Here is a 19,427-nt window from a genome sequence, read left to right on the forward strand (position 1 = left end):
GACTAGTCCTGTCCGGTATTCGACTCCTGCCGACCGGATTCCGACGGAAGCTGAGCCTTCTCGGGCTCGGCGGGAGGGACAGCCGGAGGGGCGGTCGGGGCCGGGGCCGCGACCGGCGCCTGCGGGGCCGCCCGTTCCAGGAACCGCAGCAACTCCACGGGGAAGGGCAGCACCAGCGTGGAGTTCTTCTCCGCAGCCACCGCCACCACCGTCTGCAACAGCCTGAGCTGGAGCGCGGCCGGCTGGTCCGACATCACCTCGGCGGCCTCGGCCAGCTTCTTCGACGCCTGCAGCTCACCGTCCGCGTTGATGATCCGGGCCCGCCGCTCCCGGTCCGCCTCCGCCTGCCGCGCCATCGACCGCTTCATGGTCTCCGGCAGCGAGACGTCCTTGATCTCCACCCGGTCGATCTGCACGCCCCAGCCGATCGCCGGGCTGTCGATCATCAACTCGAGTCCCTGGTTGAGCTTTTCGCGGTTCGAGAGCAGATCGTCGAGGTCGCTCTTGCCGATGATGGAGCGCAGTGAGGTCTGCGCCATCTGGGACACGGCGAAACGGTAGTCCTCCACCTGCACCAGCGCGTCGGACGCGTCCACCACCTTGAAATAGATGACGGCGTCCACCCGGACCGTGACATTGTCGCGGGTGATGCCGTCCTGCGCGGGCACGGGCATGGTCACGATCTGCATGTTCACCTTGCGCAGCCTGTCCACGAACGGCACCACCATCGTGAAGCCCGGACCCCGCACAGAATCCTTGAGCCTTCCCAACCGGAAGACCACACCGCGCTCGTACTGTTTGACCACCCGGGCCGCTGCCATCACATAGACAACACCCGCGGCCCCCACAGCCACTCCCGCCGACACCAGCTCTTCGACCACCACGGCCCCCCAGGGTCCGAATTGGGCGTGTCCATTGACGGTAACCCTGTCCGCCCCGACATGGGAGTCCCGGTCGTGGCCCTATGGGCCTGAGGGCCGTGATGAGCAATCATCTGACCGAAGGGGGAGTGCCAGTGCAGACCATGCAGGCGCACAGCAAGGGGGTTTCGGGGATTCGCGGCAGCGTCCGCACCCCGGACGGACGGGATCTGATGGTGGAGCGGCTCGGTGATCCGCACGGAGCACCGGTGTTCCTGATGCACGGGACACCCGGCAGCAGGCTGGGTCCCGCGCCGCGCGGGATGGTCCTCTACCAGCGGGGAATGCAGATCATCGCGTACGACCGTCCCGGCTACGGCCGCAGCGACCGGCTCCAGGGCCGTACGGTCGCGGACGCCGCGCAGGACGTCGCCGCCATAGCGGACGCCATGGGGCTGGAGAAGTTCGCCGTGGTGGGCCGCTCGGGCGGCGCGCCGCACGCGCTGGCCTGCGCGGCGCTGCTGCCCGAGCGCGTCACGAAGGCCGCCGCGCTGGTGGCGCTGGCGCCCAGGGACGCGGAGGGGCTCGACTGGTTCGAAGGGATGGGGCCGCACAACGTCACCGAGTACACCATCGCATCCGACGACCCCAGGGAGCTCGTCGCGCGGCTGATTCCGCGCTCCGACGAGATCCGCAAGGACCCGATGCGTCTCCTGGACCAGCTGCGCAGGGACCTCACCGCCTCCGACCGCCGGATCGTCTCCGACGCCGGTGTGCGGGCCATGCTGCTGCGCAACTACCAGGAGGCGCTGCGCACTTCGGCGTACGGCTGGATCGACGACGCCCTGGCCTTCTCCAGCCCCTGGGGCTTCGACCCGGCGGACATCCCCGGCCCGGTGATGCTCTGGCACGGAGTGCAGGACGTCTTCTCGCCGGTCGGCCACTCGCGCTGGCTGGCCCGGCGCATCCCCGGTGCGACGGCCGTACTCGAACCGGCCGCCGCGCACTTCGACGCACTGCACGCACTGCCCGGGATCCTCACCTGGCTGGCGGAGTGAAGTGCCCGGGGATCACACGGCGAGCGGCTCCAGGTCACGGTTGACCCGGCGCTGGTCGCGTGCGATCCGTACATACGCGTGGTCGTCGCCGAGCAGGCGCTGCAGCTCGTCGACGACCTCCGAACGGATCTGCTGCGCCTCCTCCTTGCGGCCCAGCGCGTCCAGCGTCACCGACAGGTTGGAGGCACAGGCCAGGGTCTCGGGGTGGTGGGCCCCGAGCACCGTGCGCAGGGTGGTGACCGCCTTTCGTTCGATCTCCAGGGCCGCCTCCAGGTCACCCAGGTCCGCCGTGACATTGGCGAGGTTGACGGTGGCGAAGACCGTGTGCGGATGGGTCTCCCCGAGCACATCCTCCATCCCGAGGATGGTGCCCTGGAACAGCGACTCCGCGGTGTCCAGCGCACCGCAACCCCACTGGTAGATACCGAGGTTGTTGATGGCGGCGAGGGTGTAGGGGTGGTGCTCGCCCGGCACCTTCCTGTACTGGTCGACGACTTCCTGCGCGGTGTCGCGCGCCCCCACCGGATCCCCCGCGGCGAAGAGGTCCGCCGCCAGGTTCAGGTCGCAGGCGATCCAGTCGGGGTTGGCCGCCGTGTACTTGGCCCGGTAGCGGCCCCGGGTGGCGATGGTCAGACGCCGCGCGTCCTCCAGCCTGCCCGCCCTGCGCAGGGAGACGGCCAGGGACTTGGCGGCGGCGAGCGTACCGGGGAAGGACCTGCCGAGCTGGTCCTTGAAGATGTCGTACGTCCGGCTGAGCAGCGCCACGGAGTCCTCGTACCGTCCGACCTCGCGCAGGTCGCGCGCCAGGTTCTGTGCGGAGGACAGGGTGTACGGGTGCTCGGGCCCGAGCACCTCGGTGCGCCGGTCGTACACGTCCTGGTCGATCTCGCGGGCCCGTGCGTACTGCCCGGCCATCCGCAGGTTCAGCGCCAGGTTGTTGGCCGCCGCGAGTGTCCTGGGATGGGACTCGTCGAAGATCTGCCGGAACCCTTCGTGCGCCTCGGTCGCCAGCTCCATCGCCCTGCCGTAGAAGCCGAGCGCGCCGAGGTCCATGGCGAGGGAGCTCGTGGTCATGTACGTGTGCGGATGGGACTCCCCCAGGACGTCCTGCTGCCTGCGCAGCGTCTCCTCGTCCAGCTCCCTCGCCTCCACGTAACGCCCGCGCGAGCGGAGGATGTTGGAGAGGTGGAAGCGCAGATAGAGGTACTGGAGGTCGTCGTCGCCCAGCGTCTCGCGCCAGGTGTCGCGCAACTCGCCGGCCAGGGTCGAAGCGGCGATGAAGTCCCCGCGCTTCCAGAGGTAGCGCACCCGGTCGATCATCAGCCGGCGGGTCTCCGACTCCGTGCAGAGCCTGGCCTCCGAGGGGCCGAGGTGCGGCCAGATGGTGGCGAACCGCGGCCAGGTCTCGGGGTTGTCGATCGGCTCGTCCGCATCGGGCCTGGCGCCGGCGAGGATCCGGTGGACGGCGTGCCGCGCGTCGCGCTGCTCATCCTCGGAGAGCTGGGCGCGGATGACCGCCTGGACGAGGCGGTGCACCTGGATGGAGCCGCCCACCGGATCCACCTTGGCGAGCGCGAAGCGGCCGATCTCCCTGATGACCCGGCCGAGCACCAGCTTCTCCTGAAGGGTGGCGTCGTACGGCTTCAGCGCCTCGATCATCTCCTTGCTGTACAGGAGATTGGCGTGGATCGGCTCGGGCGCGAAGAAGGCGCAGAGTTGCAGCAGCCGTACGGCAGCGGGTGAGCGCTCCTTGAGCCTTTCGATGGAGACGTTCCAGGTCGCGGCGACCGGTTCGGGGTAGCCCGCGGGCTGGTTGAGCGCGAGCACGCCGGTCGCCTTCCGGGTCAGCTGCTCCAGATAGGTGGCGACGGGGGTCGCGGTCTCGGCGATCCAGGCCGCGGCCTGTTCGACGGCGAGAGGCAGGTCACCGACGGCGACGGCCACCTTGTCGGCGTCCTCCACGGAGAGGCCGGGCGCCCTGCGCCTGAGGTGCTCGATGGACTCCTCGCGCAGGAAGACGTCGACGGGCAGCGCGTCCCCGTACTGCGACCAGCTCTGGTTCCTGGAGGTCACCAGGACGTGCCCGGGGCCGCCCGGCGGGAAGAACCGCTTGAGCGTCTCGGGGTCGTCCGCGTTGTCGAAGACGAGCAGCCAGCGCGAGGTGGGCACCCCGCGGCGCAGCAGATCGACGGCCTCCTGGGAGGCGGCCGCCATGTCCTCGCCGCCCTGCGCCCCGATGCGGGCGGCGAGTTCGGCGAGTCCGGCCACCACGTCGTCGGTCTGCTCGGAGGAGATCCACCAGACCAGGTCGTAGTCGGACATGAAGCGGTGTACGTACTCCAGCGCGACCTGTGTCTTGCCGACGCCGCCGAGTCCGTAGAGGGTCTGCGGCTGCGGCAGCACCACGGCCATCCCGCCGCCCAGCTGGTCGCGCATCTTCTCCAGGACCATGGAGCGGCCGGTGAAACCGGAGTTGCGGGCGGGCGCGTTCCAGATCTTCGGCACAGTGCCGGGGAAGCGCGGTCCCGGCGCGACGGGGTCGGCGAGCTGTGCGGGCCGCTCCAGCGCACGTAACAAGGCGTTGGTGGCGTGCACTTCGTCGAGCCGGAACAGGTCGACGGGGTTGCGGTCGATGTACGGCGTGGTCAGCCGTACGTCACCGACGCGCAGCGGCAGCAGCTGGCGACGGGCGCCCGTGGGGTCCTCGGCGGCCGTCCGTTCCCAGACCTCCATGGCGCGGGTGGACTTGAGATAGGCGCTGGAGAGGAGGACGACGGTACGGGTCGCGCTCTCGTGGGGCGTCGGCTCGGTGGCGGACGTGTCCTGTTCGACGGAGACGTCGCGCGCCACGACACGGAAGCCGGCACGGCTGAGCACCGATTCGACCCAGTCGGCCCACATCCGGTTCTCGGCCACGTAGGTGAGCAGCAGATCGGCGGGGAGTGCGGGCCTGCGCCGGGTGAAGGCGTCCCGGATCCGCAGCCGGGCGTCTTCGGGTATCGGTGGCATGGAGGTGACCTGGCGGCCGGTGACCTCGGCGACGAGCCGCTCGAAGGCGGAGAGCAGCGAGTTGGTGAGACCCGCTTCGTCGCCGAAGGTGGCCAGGGTCTCCTCGTAGGCGTAGTAGGGCCGGTACGGGATCTCCACCGCGCCCCAGTACGCCGTCGACTCCTCGGCGGTCAGACCGCGGGGCAGCCGGTCGAACTTCAGCCGGGCCAGGGCCCGTCCGGCGTCCGCCTTCTCCTTCTCGCCCTCGTCGATGCGCATGGGGACGGGGAGGATCTGGATGGAGCGGATGCTGCTGTAGCGCTCGTCGATCTGGCGGGCCACGGAGGCCGCGCCGTCGATGGACTGGTCGCTGAGGGTGAAGCAGTCGACCAGGACGTCGGGGAGGTGGACGGTGCAGATGTCGGCGATGTCGCTGAGGCCGGTGCGGCTGTCGATGAGGACGTAGTCGTAGTTGGCCTTCATGTCGTCGCGCAGGGCGTCGAAGAAGTGGCCGCCGCCGAGCCGGTCGTAGAAGTTGTCCCAGTCGAAGGTGGACACGGTGGCGGAGTACTCGCGGTTCTGCCGTCCCGCCGAGACGAAGTCCAGGGTGCCGCCGTCGGGGAACTCCCAGCCCAGCGCCTCGGGGGTGAGCGAGACGGCGTGCTGCTGGATGCGCGCGTAGTCGCGGTGCCAGTCGTCGGGTCGCGCGACCGGACTGGTCGCGGCCCAGGCGTACTCGGTGATCAGGTCGATGACTCCCGTGGTGGCGCCGAGGGTCGAGGGGTCCAGAAAGGGATGGAAGAAGCGGTGCAGGCCAGGCGCTTCCAGGTCCCAGTCGACGGCGAGGACCCGTTTGCCGTTGGCGGCGAGGATCCAGGCGGTGTTGGCCAGGGCCATCGTCCGGCCCGTACCGCCCTTGTAGGAGTAGAAGGTGACGATGCGCCCCTCGGGATCAGGGCGGGCTGCGTCACGACTGGCTGTCATCCGTGTCCTCCGTGTCGGGCGCGAAATCATGCGTACCTGGGCTGAAGTGGATGGTCCCGTAACCGCCTGCCATCGGCCCTTCGAGCCTGGGCCGTTCGGGGCGTCCGCCTCCGGCGGGTGGCGCGGGCGGGTAGACGGCCGCGTGTTTCAGATACTGCTGGGCAGCCGCCTCGACGACCTGGGGCAGGACCTGCCCGAAGGCCTCCATGCTCGGTACGCCCTTGGTCGCGGCCCGCGAGGTGGCGCGGCCCTCGCGCAGTTTGGCGGGCATGGTGTCCTCGAGCTTCGCCGCGAGGTCGCCCTCGGCGGCTCTGGACTGGCGGTCCTCGCGGTTCCATGGGACGACCACGCTGACCCAGGGCCGGTGTTCGGCGTCGAAGGCCGCGAGCCGTATGCGCCGGTCCTCGTCGTGCAGGGCCCAGCGGTCCACGATCAGGACCTCGGGCCGGGACGGGGGCTGCTTCCCGTCGAGATGGAGCACCTGCTCGTCGAAGGAGACGGTGCTCGCCTGGTAGTTGAGGGCCCGCACCAGGTCCTCGGCCATACTGGCCAGCGGCCGGGCCGATATCGGGTGGTACGGATTCCAGTCCAGCGGGCTGTCCCCGTAGTAGTCGGTGACCCTGCCCTCGGGCAGTTCGTGCCGGGTGGGGGCCGCGATGGTCAGCTGCATGGGGCGCGGTCCCGCGCTCGGCGGGCCGAAGGCGCTGGGGGCTATTCGGTAGTCGACCGGGCGTCCTGGACGCACGGCCGCCTCGTCGGCGACGCTCACGATCCGCTTGGCCAGTTCGTATACGGCGTGCTCGTACTGCTCGTTGAATATCTTGAGTTTGATCAGCCCATAGAGCCCGTCGGTGACGTACCGCTCCCCGAAGTCGCCGTGGTTGAACTGCAACCGCTCGGCAGGGCCCGGGAGTTGGTGGGGCGGTACGGGAACCCAGAGTGCGGGCACGATCGCCTCGGTCGGCCGGTTGGAGCGGGCCTGGTGCTGGATGGCCCGCTGGGCGAAGGCATACCACTCCTTGCCGCACATTTCGCTGGCGAAATAGCGCGGCGAGAAGAGCGGGACGAATACCCGGCAGTTCGCCAGTACGTCTCCGAGCCTCTCCGACCAGCCCTCGCCGGAGCGTATCTCCCGGTCCATGAAGCCCGCTGGGGCTCCGGCCGGGAGGTCGGTCATGGCCATCACATGGCCGCACAGATCACGGAAAAGCCTCTCGACCCACATATCCGGGTCGGGACCGCCTGCCCCGTGCTTCGGTGTGTGCGCATAACTGAGAAAGAAGTACGGCCGATGGTCCGCTGTTCGCGGTTGCGCTGTTCCTGCCACACGCCCCCCGTCCTCCCAATGAAGACATCATTCCGGAGCAGCCCCTGCTCCATCCCCTCAACGTTCGGTCAATCAGGGCCGCTTTTCGGTCAACCTGGAAGCGGCCCCCCATTCCTTCCAGAGGTCCGCGACCAGGCTCTTGCCGCTGACGGTCAGTTCGGGTGCCCGGTCGAGCAACTGCAGGGCCTGCCGGATTTCGACGCTGTACGCACCGAGCACAGCCCTCTCGTGCACCCCGGCCAGCAGCTCCGACACGGTGACCGGCCCTGCCGCCCAGCCCGCCGTATACAACCAGGCGCCGTCCTGCGCATAAAGGTCCGTGACCTCGACCAGCGCCCGGAGCCTGGCCCGCCGCACTCCGCGGGCCAGCCCTTCCACGGTCAGCACGTCGGCAGCGATGCCCAGCGCCCCCGGCCCGTGACGCCCTGCCGCGGGCTCCCCCGCCGCCAGTGGCGTGACGGTGGTCAGCCACGCCTCCGCCTCTTCGGCCACCGCGGGGAGCTCCTGGCGCAGCCGGCCCCAGACTCCGGCGAACCGGCGGCTCCACTCCTCCGCCTCGGCCGTCCCCAGCCGTGCGTGCGGTGGCGCACCGAAGCTGTCGCGGTACGGATCGAGGTCGTCCAGCGCCAGATCGGGCGCCCCGTCGCAGCCGATCCTGCGCAGGGGCTGCCAGTCGGTGCCCGTACCGGCCACGGAGAACTCCTTGCCCGCGACGAGCAGCTCGGCCCGGCCGCTCGTTCCCGGCCCGGCGATCCGCAGCGTGCCGAGCGTCGGCAGATGGAGCATCCCGTCGGTGTACGTGACGGGGACCGCCATCTCGAGCCCGCCCCGTACGGCGGCCGCGGCGACGCAGCTGCCCAGCGTGTCGAGCTCCGGGGGCCGTCCCTCGCGCAGTGCGTCCAGACAGCCGAGCAGCCAGCTGCGGGCGTAGGGATGGCCCAGTACTCCGTCGAGCCCCTCGTCCGAGCGCTCGTCGACGAGGAGCGCCAGCGCCCATGCCTCGTCCCAGCGTTCGCCTCCGCGTCCGGCCAGGTCGGCCTGGAGCCGGGCGAGCAGCGTGCGGGTCAGTTCCTGTTGTGCGTCGGCCAGCTCTCCGTTGTCCGAGGCGGGGAGGGCCGCCGGGGTGCGCGTCTCGATTCCGCGCACGAGGGCTTCGAGGTCCGTGCAGTAGACGGATTCGTGGTCGAAGGAGCCGTCGCGGTAGCGGTGGGTGTAGAGCCCGCCGCCGCAGGAGCGTACGACCGGGCACGCGCGGCATGTCTCGCTCACTCCGGCGAGCCCCAGTTGCCTGGCCCGGACGCCCGGGTGGGCGGCGACCTCGTCGAAGGCGTGATGGAATACGTCGAATCCGGTGGCGGCGGCGCCCTCGTAGGCGGTCTTCAGCGAGTCGACCTGCTCCAGGGTCCCGTCGGTCTCCACGACCACCAGGTCGGTGGGGGCGAGGCCGAGCGATTCGGTCAGGCTCGGGCCGCCGTTCAGCGTGGAGAGCACCGATTCGAAGAGGCGTACCGGAACCGGGCGGCCCTGGTCCTGCCAGCGGTCGTACACCGCCAGGATCCAGTCGGCGTACGCGGTGGGCGATCCGGACGGGCGGTGCGGGGGCTCGTCCCAGGTGGCGTGCGGCAGCAGGAAATCGATGCGCGGCGGGTCGAGGTCGAGCAGGGCGTCGTACACCGCGAGCGGGTCGTTCTCCACGTCGATGGTGCAGAGCAGGCCGAGGTTGAGGTGTGCGTACCGGTCCTGGCGCAGCAGATCGACGGCCCTGAGCACCAGGGGATGGCTGGTGCGGCCGTCGGCGAAGCGGCGGTGGCGGTCGTTGGCCGCCTGGTCGCCGTCGAGCGAGATGCCGACACGGACGTTGAACTCGTCAAAAAGGTCGAGATAGCGGGGGCTGAGCTGCAGGCCGTTGGTGTGGATGCGCAGATCCAGTTCGGCCACGGGCCCCACCGCCTCGGTGAGCTCTTCGCAGACGCGGCGCAGACGCGCGGGGCCGGCGAGGAGTGGCTCCCCTCCGTGCAGGATCACTGACACGGAGGGCAGTGCATGGGTCCCGGCATGCTCCGCCAGTCGCAGAGCAGTCTGGTGAATCGCTTCGTCAGAGATCGTTTTCGGGCGGGTACGCCAGCTCTGATCTGCGGATTCGTAGATATAGCAATGATCGCAGGCGAGATCGCATCTGCTGTGAACTTTCAGAACGATCTCGCGGAATGGGACCAGGGGTCCAGTCATTCCGCCAGTCTAGAGCGCCGAGTTGAAGGTCGAGGCACGCAGGGAGCGGCCGGTTGACGCGGGGAGAATGCGACCGAGTTGCTGGGCGGCCTCGGCACCGCGTACGTCGATCTCGGCCAGCGGCACACGGCTCTTCTTCGCAACGGCGAAGGAGGCGGAATTTACGGAGGTCTTCACGGCCGTCCTTGATGGGTGTTTTCTGGACATGGTCAGGAGTGCCGATACTCGCACCGTTGCAGTGTCGGCGGGTCGACTTTACTCTCATGCACACTGATGGCAACTGAACGCGGGGCCTGAAACACGAGCGTTGCACAAGGTGGGCCCAGGGAATTCGGAGTGGCACGTTCCATCGAAAGAGTGAAGACCAAAATCGCAGACGGGGGTACACGTGGCGGCGTTTCCCGGCCCGGTACAGAGCATGGTCTTCCGGAATGCCGATCTGCCCGCGCTGTTCCACCGTGCGGACACTCTCGCCATCTCCCGGCAACGCGAGGCCGTGACCGCGACCCGTGCCCAGCTCCTGCTGCTGGTGGCGGGTGCCGCGGTGGCCGCACTGCCGTGGCACGGGAAGCTCGGCGGTTCGCTCCAAGTCATCGGCGGGCTCAGCGCGTTGGCGTACGCCGGTGTGCTCCTTCTCACCTTTCTCGCCTCCCGGCGCAGGGCGAAGTCGCACTGGCAACTCAACCGGTCGGCCGCCGACTTCATCAAGTCGATGTGCTGGCGGTACGCCGTCCACGGAGCACCCTTCGACGCCGAATCCCCCGACGTGGACGCGCTGTTCACCACCCGTCTGGAGGAAGGGCTGCGGGAGCTGCGGAAGGTGGGCTGGGAGCTCAGGACGCCGGACAAGGGTCTGATCACCCCTGCCATGCGGGAGTTACGGTCCAGGCCCTTCGACGTACGCAGGGAGACTTACGTCAGGGACCGTCTCATCGAGCAGCGCAACTGGTACAAACGCAAACAGGAGGCCTCCCGGCACGGCACTCTCCTGTGGTCCGCCACCTTCACCCTGCTCACTCTGACCGCACTGGTCTTCGGGACGCTGCGGGCCTTCTCGGTGGCGGAGAGCGCCGGTATCGCCGGGGTGTTCTCTGCGGCGGCCGCCGCCTGTGTCGCCTGGACCGAGTTCCGCCGGCACCAGCCGCTGATCTCCGCCCACGCGCTGGTGGAGGAGGAGCTCAGGGCGATGCACACCTCCCTGGAGAGCCGGATCACGGAGGCGCAGTGGTCCTCCGCGGTGTACGAGACCGAACGGATCGTCTCCCCCCAGCACACCGACTGGCTTGCGCGGCACGGGGGTTGAGCGCCGGTCCTGTTACGTACGACTGATGCCGGCCTGCCAGATCACCGTGACGGGTTTGCCTACGTCGAGCGCGTAGTTGACGATGTCGCCCGTGCCGCCGAGTCCGCGCGCCGGCAGTCCGTCCCAGACCGCGAGCAGACGGTCGCAGTTGTTGGCGATGTAGGCCCCCGCCGCGTAGTACGCCTCGTCGGTCGCATGCGGGTAGTCCAGCCAGATCTCCTGCGAGGCCTGGCCCTTGAGCCGGTGGTAGCCGTCGAGTTCGCCGCTGTCGCCGAAGCCCAGTTCGTAGTCGTCACTGGGGATGACCGCGATGAGTTCGGCACCGCACTCCAGGGCGATGTCGGCGAACAACTGGTCGGCGCCGGTCGCCAGGCTGGAGAGCGCCTGCAGGGAGCCGCCGTTGGCGCAGAGCACGGCGCGCATGCTGTCGCGGACATGCGGAACGGCTTCGGGCGGAATGCTGCGGTGACCGGTCACTCCGATGCGCTTCATACGCCCCCTGCTTCTTCTGGGCACAGCTCCCCTGCCATCGTCTCAGAGGACGCAAGAGCCCTCGCCCGGCGTTCCGGGCGAGGGCTCCTGCCGCTGCCGGCCGCAGTGTCAGTAGACGCTCACGCCATAGGCGTTGAGTGCTTCGACCACCGGCTGGAAGAAGGTGGTCCCTCCGGAGGAGCAGTTGCCGCTGCCGCCCGAGGTGAGACCGAGCGCGGTGGTGCCTGCGTAGAGCGGGCCGCCGCTGTCGCCGGGCTCGGCACAGACCGTGGTCTGGATGAGGCCGTAGACGATGTCGCCGCCGCCGTAGTTGACGGTCGCGTTGAGCGCGGTGACCCGGCCGCTGTGGATGCCGGTGGTGGAGCCGCGCCGGGTGACGGTCTGGCCCACGGTGGGGTTGGCCGCGCTGGTGATGTCCTGGCTGCCGACCGTGCCCGGGTGGGCGAGTGCGGTGTTGGAGTACCTCACGATGCCGTAGTCGTTGCCCGGGAAGCTGGTGCCGGCCGTCGGGCCGATGCTCGTGGTGCGCGATGAGCTGGTGTACCAGGCCGGGGAGCCCTCGGTGCAGTGGCCGGCGGTCACGAAGTAGTAGGTGGAGCCGCTGCGGACGTTGAACCCGGCCGAGCAGCGCCATTGAGAGGTGTAGATGGCGTCGCCGCCGGCGATGAGCTTGTTGATCCGGCCCGAGGTGCGCTCGACGCGTATCGCGCCGGCGTTCGCCCCTGCCTCCTGCTTGATCTGGGAGATCTCCGCCGGGGAGACCGTGGAGTCCGCGGTGACGACCAGCTTCTGGGTCACCGGATCGACGTACCAGGCGGTGCCTGCCACGTCCGCTCCCTGGACGGCTTCGCTCACCGCGGAGAGCTGGTTGGCGCTGTACGACAGGTTCTGGTCGGCGCTGGCGTTCGGCACGGTAAGGGCAACTGCCGCCACCAGGCCGGAGGTTACGGCGATCAGGCGGGCGCGTCTCGCAAGACCGCTGCGGGGGGTGGTGCGCTTGATCCTCACTTCAGTTCCTCCCGAAAGGAATCGAGGGTCCACAAGGTGGGGGGACCCGTGAGGCGCAGCCAAGGGGCATGAGGGATTCCGCTTCCACGTGCTCCTGACAAGCGCTGTTCGGGAGTACAGCGCGGCCCGGCCGTGGGGCGCAAGGGCGCCTTTCGGCCGGGCCTTCGATCAGTACGTACTCAGCTGCGGCTCAGCGGATGCGGACCGATCGCTCGCCCGCTGCGATGTCGAACGGCAGGCTGTTGCCGGGGGGAGGGAAGGGGCACAGGAAGTGCGCCGCGAAGGCGCAGGGCGGCAGCAGCGACCGGTTGAAGTCGACCAGAACCGTCCCGTCGGCAGCAGGCGCCGACGGCCGCAGGAAGCGGAAGCGGTAGCTGGACCTGCCGCTGGTGGTGTCGGCGAAGACGGCCCAGAGCGATCCGTCCTCCTCGACGCCCACCTGGAGGGTGTGCTCGTCGCCGTCCACGGTGAAGGCCAGCTCACCGCCGAGGCCGAGGCCCCGGTCGCGGCCGTCGGCGTTGGGCACCTGGACCGTGCGGCTCTCCCCGTACGGCCGGAAGAGGCCCGGCAGCACCCACTTCTCGTCGTACGGTGTCGCCTCGACTCCCCCGAAGGAACGGCGCGCCTCGGACTTCGGATCCCATACACGGACCGCCCACAGCCCCTCGCGCCGCAGCACGACCAGCCGCCGCCCGCCCTGCGCGAGGCGCGAGGCGGCGACCGGGCCGCCGTCGGCGGTGAGCCGGGCACCGCCGGTGAAGGGCGCGCCGTCAAGGCTGATCCCGTCCTCGGCCGCCGCGGTCAGAACGATCTCGTCGCCGTCGTCGGACCACCGTCCCGGGACGTCCGGAATTCGCCCTTCCACCGCATCGCCGAGCCAGTGCGTACCGGTGAGGGACAGCGGCCCGTAGGGGGCGGAGACCGTCTCGGTGCGCTGTTCGTGCCAGTTCTTCCAGTCCTGCGGTGCGTCGGTGGCGGTGTTTTCACTGGTGCTCATGTCGATCAACCTTTCCATACGGGCTCGGCAAGACCGAGGTGCGAGCGCAGGGTGGTGCCGGTGTATTCCGTACGGAAAGCGCCGCGCTCCTGGAGGAGCGGGACGACCTGGTCCACGAATTCGTCGAGGCCGCCAGGGGTCAGATGCGGTACGAGGATGAAGCCGTCGGCCGCGCCGGTCTGGACGAACTCGTCCAGCTCGTCGGCGACCGCTTGCGGCGTGCCCACGAAGGACTGCCTGGTGGTCGTCTCGATGACCGTCTGCCGGATGGAGAGCCCCTTCGCCTCGGCGAGCGCCCGCCATTTCGCGGCGATGGCGAAGGGATCGGCGATCTTCACCCGGCCCTGGACGAGCTCGGATTCCGGATCGGGGTCGATGTCGGGGAGGGGCCCGTCGGGGTCGTACGCGGAGAGGTCGCGGCCCCAGATCTGTTCCAGGGCGAGGATCGCGTTCTGCGGCGAGACCTGCTGCCTGCGGATCTCCGCGGCCCGCTCCTGGGCGTCGGCAGCGGTGTCCCCCAGGACGAAGGTGACACCGGGCATGATCTTGAGGTCGGACGGCTCACGTCCGTACGCCGCCAGCCGCGCCTTGACGTCGGCGTAGAAGACGCGGCCCGCCTCCAGGGTGCCGTGCCGGGTGAAGATGACATCGGCCGATGCGGCGGCGAACTCGCGGCCTTCGTCGGAGTCCCCGGCCTGGATGACGACCGGGTGGCCCTGCGGGGAGCGCGGGACGGTGAACTCGCCCCTGACGGAGAAGTGCCGGCCGTCGTGGGAAACGGGGCGCGGGGCGCCGTCGGGCGTCCAGGAGTCCCACAACTCCCTTGCCGTATCGACGAATTCGGCCGCTCGCGTATAGCGGTCGGCCCGGTCGAGATAGCCGCCGCGCCGGAAGTTCTCCCCGGTGAAGGCGTCGGACGAGGTGACGACGTTCCAGGCGGCACGGCCGCCGCTGAGATGGTCGAGAGTGGCGAGTCTGCGGGCCAGTTCATAGGGCTCGTTGAAGGTCGCGTTGACCGTGGCGGCCAGACCGAGCCGCTCGGTGACGGCGGCCAGCGCGTTGAGCACGGTGATCGACTCGGGCCTGCCGACCACGTCGAGGTCATGGATCAGCCCCTTGTGCTCGCGCAGCCGCAGCCCTTCGGCGAGGAAGAAGAAGTCGAACTTGCCGCGCTCGGCGGTCCTGGCGAGCTGCTCGAAGGAGGAGAAGTCGATCTGGCTCCTGGAGCGGGGATCGGTCCAGACGGTGGTGCTGTTGACGCCGGGAAAGTGTGCGGCGAGATGGATCTGCTTCTTCTCGGTCATGAGCCTTCCCCCGCGAGTGCGTACTGGTTGACGGGCCGGGCAAGACCCAGATGCTCGCGGAGCGTCGCGCCCGGGTAGAAGCGCCGCAGCAGGCCGCGGTGCTGGAGCAGCGGGACCGTGCCGTCGACGACGAACCCCAGGTCGCGCTCCACATCGGTGGGCAGGAGATGGAGCCCGTCGGCGGCGCCCTCCTCGTACCACTCCCCGATGAGCCCGGCGAGACCCACCGCGTCGGCGGTGGTGTGGAGCTCGACGGGCAGCACGGCCAGGACGCGCAGCCGGTCGGGGTCGCGGCCGTGGGCGCGTGCCCGGTCGCGTATCTCCTCGCGGACCGCGCGGGCGGTGGTCGGGTCGTCGGCCCGTACGAGCGCCACGTCCGCGTGCCTGACCGCTGCCGCGCGTGCGGCGCCGGACGTCGCGTCGATCACCGTGACGGGGTGCCCCTGCGGGGGCCTGGGGACGATCGAGGGGCCGCGTACGGAGAAGGTGCGCCCCTCGAAGTCGACATAGTGGAGCTTGTCCCGGTCGATGAAGCGCCCTGTCGAGGTGTCGCGTATCTCGGCGTCGTCCTCCCAGCTGTCCCACAACTTGGCTGCCACGTCGGCGACTTCGCGCGCCTCGTGCCACAGCTCGTCGCCGGGGGCGGCCGGACGGCGGCCGAAGAGCAGCGCCTCGGCCTCGGTGGTCGATACGTCGACGGCCCAGCCCGCGCGGCCCCGGCTCACCCAGTCCAGGGTGGCGACGGCGGCCGAGACATGGAACGGCTCGGTGTGCGTGGTGGTCACGGTCGGCACCAGGCCGATCCGTTCGGTGGCCGGAGCGACCCGGGAGAGCACGGCGAGTGCGTCGGGTCCCGGCCGGGCGAAGGTGTCGGAGAGCGTGACGAAGTCCAGGGTGCCGCGCTCGGCGAGCCGGGCGAGGGAGACATAGTGCGCGGCGTCGTAGTGCGCGGGCCCGCCGATCTCGGCGGAGAGATGGAGTGGTCGGGTGGCTGACATGGGAGCAGACGGCCTTTCGGTGGTCAGGGGTGCCGGGTGGAGCCCTGCGGGCTCACACCTTGGGCAGGCCGGGCGGGTTGATCTCCGACTTGGTGACTGCCTCGCCGGACAGGCCCCAGCGCTTGAGCACCTTGGCGTAACTGCCGTCCTCGATCACGTGGTTGATCGCGGCCGCGTACGCGTCCACCAGACCGCTGTCCTTCTTCGTCGTGGCGGCGATCTTTCCCTGGATCAGCGAGCCGGCGCCCGACAGGGTCCCGATGGCCTCGCTCTGGCCGGCCGATGCGACGTGGTAGGCGACCGAGGGGTTCGGGCCGAGGTAGGCGTCGATCCGGCCGGACTGGAGTGCCAGGTAGTAGTCGGTGTCCTTCTGGAAGTACTTGATGTCCACGGGCTTGCGGCCCGCCTTCTCGTTCTGCTTGCTCCAGTCGACGAGGATCTTCTCCTGGTTGGTGCCCGAGGCGACCGCGATCGTCTTGCCCGCCACGTCCTCGGGGCCCTTCACCTTCCAGCCGCTGCCCTTCTTCGCCTCGAAGGCGATGTTGTCGAGGCGGTAGGTGGCGAAGTCGTACTTCTCCTTGCGCTCCTCGGTCACGGTGACGTTGGAGAGGACGGCGTCGAACTTCGAGCTGTCCAGGCCGACGAAGAGGTTCTCCCAGGAGACCTCGTCGAACTCGGGCTTCAGCCCGAGCGTGTCGGCGATCAGCGTCGCCAGGTCGATCTCGGAGCCGATGCGGGTCTTGTCGTCGGTGGCGTAGAAGCCCAGTGGCGGGGAGGCGTCCGCGCTGGCGCCGAAGCGGAGGGTGCCGCGCTTGCGGATCGCCTCGGGCACCTGGGCGGCGATCGTGGAGACCTTTTCCTCGTGGATACGGTTCTGGTCGGGGCCGATGTTGATGCCGGTCCCCTTGGCGCCCTTGGGCTTCACCGCGTCGGTGGTGGCATCGGCGCTGGAGCAGCCGGTGAGGAGGGCTGCGGCGACGACGGTGGCGGCGAGGGGACGGATGATCTTCACGTTCGGACTCCTGCGGTAGGTGCGCACGGCGGGTTCAGAGGACCTTGGAGAGGAAGGCGCGGGTGCGTTCGTGCTGCGGGGCGTCGAGTACGTCGGCGGGCGCGCCCTGCTCGACGATCCGGCCCTCGTCCATGAAGACGACGGTGTCGGCCACCTCCCGGGCGAAGCCGATCTCATGGGTGACGACGATCATCGTGGTGCCCTGCAGCGCCAAGTCCTTGATGACGTCGAGCACTTCACCGACCAGCTCGGGGTCGAGCGCCGACGTCGGCTCGTCGAAGAGGAGCAGCTTGGGCTCCAGGGCGAGCGCGCGGGCGATGGCGACGCGCTGCTGCTGACCGCCGGAGAGCTGCTTGGGGTACGCGGTCGCCTTGTCGGCGAGACCGACCCGGTCCAGGAGCTTCTCCGCGGCCGCGAAGGCGTCCTTCTTGGACCGGCCGAGGGCCGCCACGGGGGCCTCGGTGACGTTCTCCAGGACGGTGAGGTGCGGGAAGAGGTTGAAGTTCTGGAAGACGAAGCCGATCTGCGTGCGCTGCTTGAGGACTTCGCGCTCGCGCAGCTCGTAGAGCTTGTCGCCGGAGCGGCGGTAGCCGACCAGCGTGCCGTCGACGCTGATCCAGCCGTTGTCGACCTTCTCCAGATGGTTGATGGTGCGCAGGAGGGTCGACTTGCCGGAGCCGGAGGGGCCGAGGATCACGGTGACCTCTCCCGTACGGACCTCCAGGTCGATGCCCCGCAGGACTTCGAGCGAGCCGAAGCTCTTGTGTACGGACCTGACTTCGACCATGGCGCTCATCGCGCTGCCCCCTTGGCGTAGTGACGTTCGACGTAGTACTGGACGACGGAGAGGGCGGTGGTCAGGAGGATGTACCAGACCGTGGCGACCATCAGCAGCGGGACGACCCGGCCGTTGCGTCCGTAGACGACCTGGACCTGGTAGAAGAGTTCGCCGATCGCCATGACGGAGACGATCGAGGTGCCCTTGAAGAGCGAGATGATCTCGTTGGCCGCGTTGGGGAGGATCGAGCGCATCGCCTGCGGCAGCACGATCCGCCGCAGCTGGCGCAGGCGGGGGATGCCGAGGGCGGCCGCGGCCTCCAACTGGCCGCTGTCCACGGCCAGTACGCCGCCGCGGACGATCTCCGCCGCGTACGCTGCCTGGTGCAGCGCCAGGCCCAGGACGGCCGCGCTCATCGCGCCGACCAGGCCCATCGTGTCGAAGGTGAAGAAGCCGGGACCGAAGGGGATCCCGAACTGCAGCTCCTTGTAGAGATAGGCGAGGTTGAACCAGAAGAGCAGCTGCACGATGAGCGGGATGGAGCGGAAGGCCCAGATGTAGGCGAAGGCGACCGACTTGAGGAAGGGGCTGGCCGAGAGCCGCATGAAGGCCAGCACGATGCCGAGCGCGAAGCCGAGCGCCGTGCCGTAGAAGGTCAGCTGGAGGGTGACCCAGACCGCCTTGAGGATGGTCTCGGCGGTGAAGAAGCGGGCGAAGACGTCCCACTCCCAGCCGGGGTTGGTGAACAGGCCGTGGGCGAACTGGACGAGCAGGACCGCGGTGACGACGACGGCCGCCCAGCGCCAGGGGTGGCGTACGGGCACGACCTTGAGGGTGCTGTAGTCGTCGGCCGCGGGGGTTCTGCCCGGCGGTGGAGTCGCTTTGTCGACGGGTGGATCGCCGGCGCTGATGAGCGTCATGGTGGTCCTCGGGGGTTCAGACGTAACGGTCAGGTGCGTACGAGAGACAGGTCGCGCAGGAAGGCGAGCGCCGTGCGTGCGGCGGCGTCGTTCTGCCGGAAGGCGGGGGCGTTGGTGCCGGGGCGGGCGAAGGCCCCGCCCGAGCGGGCGGTGGTGTGCGGGCCGAGTGCGAAACGGCGCGGGTGGGGGCCTGCCCCGTGTTCGACGATGCGCCCGTCGGCCGGGTCCACGACGAGGAGTCCGGCCGCGGTGGCCTCGGCCCCGTCCTGGTGGAGGGCGAGCAGCAGGGGGCTGCGGGTGCGCTCAAGGGTCGGGTCGGGCAGGCGAGCCTCGACGAGGGCGCGGGCCTCGATCCGTTCCCCGGGCAGGCTCGCACCCGAGGCGCGGAAGACGCCGTCGGCCTCGTCCGCGTCGACGGCGATGTCCGCGCCGAGGAAGCGGACGACTCCGGCCCGGGAGAGCGCGAGGAGCTGGCGCAGCCGGGGTCCCGGCGGCCCCGAGGCGAGGTAGCTGAAGAAGCCGTGCCACCAGGTGCCGATGTCGCCGAGCCGGGTCACCTGCCCGTACACGGAGAGCACGCCGAGGAACACTGCGAGGTCCTGGCTGTGCGCGGGATCGTGGCGGCGGTCGAGATCGGCGGTGATGTAGCCGCGCAGTCCGTCCTGGAGTGCGTCGTACGAGGGGAAGCGGACCCCCTGCAGGGGATGGTCGAAGGCGTCCAGGTCGAGCCGGTCCACGGGGTCGGGGACGGAGGCGGCGACCAGGGCGTCCAGTTCGGGGCTGCCGGGGTCGGCGGCGGCGTACTTCTCCTCGAAATCGGGCCAGTCGACGGCGGTACGGGCGGGGTGGGCGGAGAAGAGCTGGTGGTAGTGGGCGAAGCCCAGCTCCTTCTCGATGAGGGGCCAGATGTCGCGCCGGAAGTCGGGCGGGACGGGCCTGGCGAGGAGCTCGTCGATCTGTTCGGGGCCGAAGAACCGGGGCAGCGGCGGGCGTTCGCCGCGCCAGGTGTAGCCGATCTTGGAGTGGTACGGGACTCCGCGCCGTGAGCCGACGTACAGCACCGGCTCCTGCCCGGAGGGCCGGTACTCGCCGTCCGCGCCGTAGCTTCCCCCACGCCCCTCGGTGAGCAGCACCATCAGGTCGATGAAGGCGAGCCCGAAGCCGCGGAC

At 69.7% G+C, this 19,427-nt stretch carries 15 protein-coding genes and 1 pseudogene; 2 read left to right on the forward strand and 14 right to left on the reverse strand.

Translation table 11 applies throughout. The features are described 5' to 3' along the window. Nucleotides 1-2: 2 nt before the first annotated feature. Entirely contained in the window at nt 3-881 is an 879-nt protein-coding gene (locus J0695_RS24335) for a slipin family protein (protein WP_307798738.1), read from the reverse strand. 143 nt (nt 882-1,024) lie between these two features. Between J0695_RS24335 and J0695_RS24340 the strand changes: the two genes are divergently transcribed. Next, nucleotides 1,025-1,918 (forward strand): alpha/beta fold hydrolase, encoded by an 894-nt coding sequence (locus tag J0695_RS24340; protein ID WP_206965029.1) that lies wholly within the window; start codon nt 1,025-1,027, stop codon nt 1,916-1,918. Between the two features lie 12 nt (nt 1,919-1,930). Here the strand turns inward: J0695_RS24340 and fxsT are convergent, their stop codons facing one another. From fxsT to fxsA, 4 genes are all read right to left on the reverse strand, one after another. Then, nucleotides 1,931-5,890: an FxSxx-COOH system tetratricopeptide repeat protein gene (fxsT, locus tag J0695_RS24345; RefSeq protein ID WP_206964972.1), complete on the reverse strand. Its 3,960-nt coding sequence runs from the start codon at nt 5,888-5,890 to the stop codon at nt 1,931-1,933. After that, nucleotides 5,874-7,217, reverse strand: a complete 1,344-nt coding sequence (locus J0695_RS24350; protein ID WP_206964974.1) for a TIR-like protein FxsC — start codon at nt 7,215-7,217, stop codon at nt 5,874-5,876. The genes fxsT and J0695_RS24350 overlap by 17 nt, the downstream gene beginning before the upstream one ends. 72 nt (nt 7,218-7,289) lie before the next feature. Continuing rightward, nucleotides 7,290-9,446 (reverse strand): radical SAM/SPASM protein FxsBH, inactivated beta-hydroxylase extension form, encoded by a 2,157-nt coding sequence (gene fxsBH, locus J0695_RS24355; RefSeq protein WP_206964976.1) that lies wholly within the window; start codon nt 9,444-9,446, stop codon nt 7,290-7,292. A 9-nt stretch (nt 9,447-9,455) separates the two neighbouring features. After that, nucleotides 9,456-9,623, reverse strand: a complete 168-nt coding sequence (gene fxsA, locus J0695_RS44105; protein WP_307798737.1) for an FxSxx-COOH cyclophane-containing RiPP peptide — start codon at nt 9,621-9,623, stop codon at nt 9,456-9,458. A gap of 241 nt (nt 9,624-9,864) precedes the next feature. Here fxsA and J0695_RS24365 point away from each other — a divergent pair, with 241 nt between their 5' ends. Continuing rightward, nucleotides 9,865-10,749: a DUF4231 domain-containing protein gene (locus J0695_RS24365; RefSeq protein WP_206964978.1), complete on the forward strand. Its 885-nt coding sequence runs from the start codon at nt 9,865-9,867 to the stop codon at nt 10,747-10,749. 12 nt (nt 10,750-10,761) lie between these two features. On the opposite strand, the gene J0695_RS24370 is transcribed toward J0695_RS24365, so the two are convergent. The 9 genes and pseudogenes from J0695_RS24370 to J0695_RS24410 form a co-directional block, all read right to left on the reverse strand. After that, nucleotides 10,762-11,241, reverse strand: coding sequence for an acyl-CoA synthetase family protein (locus J0695_RS24370; protein ID WP_206964980.1), 480 nt, complete (start codon nt 11,239-11,241; stop codon nt 10,762-10,764). 108 nt (nt 11,242-11,349) lie between these two features. Next, a complete protein-coding gene (locus J0695_RS24375) occupies nt 11,350-12,249 on the reverse strand; it encodes a S1 family peptidase (RefSeq protein ID WP_206964982.1) in 900 nt (299 codons plus the stop codon). A gap of 190 nt (nt 12,250-12,439) precedes the next feature. Beyond that, nucleotides 12,440-13,246, reverse strand: a complete 807-nt coding sequence (locus tag J0695_RS24380) for a DUF1684 domain-containing protein (RefSeq protein ID WP_206964991.1) — start codon at nt 13,244-13,246, stop codon at nt 12,440-12,442. Between the two features lie 5 nt (nt 13,247-13,251). Next, nucleotides 13,252-14,550, reverse strand: a complete 1,299-nt coding sequence (locus J0695_RS24385; protein ID WP_206964999.1) for an NtaA/DmoA family FMN-dependent monooxygenase — start codon at nt 14,548-14,550, stop codon at nt 13,252-13,254. Beyond that, complete coding sequence (locus J0695_RS24390; protein WP_206965002.1) at nt 14,547-15,548, reverse strand: LLM class flavin-dependent oxidoreductase; 1,002 nt, start codon at nt 15,546-15,548, stop codon at nt 14,547-14,549. The genes J0695_RS24385 and J0695_RS24390 overlap by 4 nt, the downstream gene beginning before the upstream one ends. A gap of 52 nt (nt 15,549-15,600) precedes the next feature. Then, nucleotides 15,601-16,560, reverse strand: coding sequence for an ABC transporter substrate-binding protein (locus J0695_RS24395; RefSeq protein ID WP_206965024.1), 960 nt, complete (start codon nt 16,558-16,560; stop codon nt 15,601-15,603). 34 nt (nt 16,561-16,594) lie between these two features. Next, nucleotides 16,595-17,347, reverse strand: a complete 753-nt coding sequence (locus tag J0695_RS24400; RefSeq protein WP_206965033.1) for an amino acid ABC transporter ATP-binding protein — start codon at nt 17,345-17,347, stop codon at nt 16,595-16,597. 5 nt (nt 17,348-17,352) lie between these two features. Next, complete coding sequence (locus tag J0695_RS24405; RefSeq protein ID WP_206965026.1) at nt 17,353-18,258, reverse strand: amino acid ABC transporter permease; 906 nt, start codon at nt 18,256-18,258, stop codon at nt 17,353-17,355. Between the two features lie 29 nt (nt 18,259-18,287). Next, nucleotides 18,288-19,427: pseudogene (locus J0695_RS24410) on the reverse strand (FAD/NAD(P)-binding protein); the annotation flags it as partial.

It is taken from the genome of Streptomyces beijiangensis (genome assembly GCF_017315755.1).
GTDB lineage: Bacteria > Actinomycetota > Actinomycetes > Streptomycetales > Streptomycetaceae > Streptomyces > Streptomyces beijiangensis.

What these genes read in the sequence shown, in the direction of transcription:
- J0695_RS24340 (WP_206965029.1), top strand. Translation starts at nt 1,025, where the DNA reads ATGCAGGCGCACAGCAAGGGGGTTTCGGGGATTCGCGGCAGCGTCCGC.
- fxsT (WP_206964972.1), bottom strand. Translation starts at nt 5,890, where the DNA reads ATGACAGCCAGTCGTGACGCAGCCCGCCCTGATCCCGAGGGGCGCATC.
- fxsBH (WP_206964976.1), bottom strand. Translation starts at nt 9,446, where the DNA reads ATGACTGGACCCCTGGTCCCATTCCGCGAGATCGTTCTGAAAGTTCAC.
- J0695_RS24365 (WP_206964978.1), top strand. Translation starts at nt 9,865, where the DNA reads ATGGTCTTCCGGAATGCCGATCTGCCCGCGCTGTTCCACCGTGCGGAC.
- J0695_RS24370 (WP_206964980.1), bottom strand. Translation starts at nt 11,241, where the DNA reads ATGAAGCGCATCGGAGTGACCGGTCACCGCAGCATTCCGCCCGAAGCC.
- J0695_RS24380 (WP_206964991.1), bottom strand. Translation starts at nt 13,246, where the DNA reads ATGAGCACCAGTGAAAACACCGCCACCGACGCACCGCAGGACTGGAAG.
- J0695_RS24385 (WP_206964999.1), bottom strand. Translation starts at nt 14,550, where the DNA reads ATGACCGAGAAGAAGCAGATCCATCTCGCCGCACACTTTCCCGGCGTC.
- J0695_RS24390 (WP_206965002.1), bottom strand. Translation starts at nt 15,548, where the DNA reads ATGTCAGCCACCCGACCACTCCATCTCTCCGCCGAGATCGGCGGGCCC.
- J0695_RS24400 (WP_206965033.1), bottom strand. Translation starts at nt 17,347, where the DNA reads ATGGTCGAAGTCAGGTCCGTACACAAGAGCTTCGGCTCGCTCGAAGTC.
- J0695_RS24405 (WP_206965026.1), bottom strand. Translation starts at nt 18,258, where the DNA reads ATGACGCTCATCAGCGCCGGCGATCCACCCGTCGACAAAGCGACTCCA.